Raw genomic sequence first — 1,346 nt, 5'->3', positions numbered from 1 at the left:
ACCACAAAGACCAAGTCCCGCCAAATGGAGAGGACTGACATGAAGACCACAATCGCAATTGCAACGCTCGCCGCCGCGATGCTCGGCAGCGCCGGCATGGCCTCGGCGGATTCGATCCCGGGCATGCGCGGCCACGACCACACCGGGATCACGGTTCCCGACATGAAGCAGGCGGTCGACTTCTTCACCGAAGTGGTCGGCTGCAAGAAGGCGATGTCGTTCGGCCCGTTCGCCGACGACAAGGGCACCTTCATGCAGGATCTCCTGGGCGTCGATCCGAAGGCGGTGATCGAAGAGGTCACCATGGTGCGTTGTGGCTACGGCTCGAACATCGAGCTGTTCAAATACACAGCACCGGACCAGAAGGACCTGACGCCAAAGAACAGCGACATCGGCGGCTTCCACATCGCCTTCTATGTCGACGACGTCGCCGCTGCCAAAGCCTATCTCGACGGCAAGGGCGTCAAGACACGCTTGGGACCATTGCCGGTCAAGGAAGGACCCGCCGCCGGCCAGACCATCCTCTATTTCCAGGCGCCCTGGGGGCTGCAACTGGAAGCGATCAGCTATCCCGACGGGATGGCCTATGAGAAGGGCGCCGAGACGGTGTTGTGGAGCCCGAAGAGCCCGGAAAAGTGATCGGCAGCGCGCTTGCGCGATGACACGCAGGCGCGCTTTCGCCATGTCAGGACGATCGTTCTGATATGAAACTTTAAGCTTGAAATATCTTATCGCCGGCGCGATACTGAACTCCAGCAAGCGAAGAGGAGATCGCACAGATGAAGGTTGCGGTTCTCGGCGGCGGACCAGCCGGCCTCTACTTTGCCATTTCGATGAAACTGAGGGACGCCGCCCACGATGTGACGGTGTTCGAGCGCAACCGCGCCGACGACACGTTCGGCTGGGGCGTCGTGCTGTCGGCCGAAACGCTCGACAATCTGTCGAAAAACGATCCGGTCAGCGCCGTCTGGATCAAGAAGCACTTTGCCTACTGGGACGACATCGCCGTCATTCATGACGGCGTGCGCACGGTCTCGTCAGGGCACGGTTTCTGCGGCATCGGCCGCAAGCGGCTGCTGGTCCTGCTGCAGCGCCGGGCGCGTGAACTCGGCGTCAAGCTGATGTTCGAGACCGACATCGCCGATCCCAAGCCTTACATGGAGACGCACGATCTGGTCGTCGCTGCCGACGGCCTGAACTCCAGGGCGCGCAACAGTTTCGTCGACATCTTCAAGCCCGACATCGACACCCGCAAATGCAAGTTCGTCTGGCTCGGCACCAACCAGAAATTCGACGACGCCTTCACCTTCATCTTCGAGAAAACCGAGCATGGCTGGGTGTGGGCC

At 60.8% G+C, this 1,346-nt stretch carries 2 protein-coding genes; both read left to right on the top strand.

Annotated elements, in window-relative coordinates:
• Window positions 1-39 precede the first annotated feature (39 nt).
• Window positions 40-639, top strand: a complete 600-nt coding sequence (locus EN879_RS36115) for a VOC family protein (protein WP_063169949.1) — start codon at window positions 40-42, stop codon at window positions 637-639.
• A 140-nt stretch (window positions 640-779) separates the two neighbouring features.
• Window positions 780-1,346: FAD-dependent oxidoreductase (locus EN879_RS36110; RefSeq protein ID WP_348631526.1), on the top strand; the 567-nt coding region annotated here is incomplete at its 3' end.

Source organism: Mesorhizobium sp. M7A.F.Ca.AU.002.02.1.1 (genome assembly GCF_003998535.1).
GTDB lineage: Bacteria > Pseudomonadota > Alphaproteobacteria > Rhizobiales > Rhizobiaceae > Mesorhizobium > Mesorhizobium ciceri.
The sequence above is the reverse complement of the archived record's forward strand: the minus strand, read 5'-3'. Positions and strand labels throughout refer to the sequence as shown.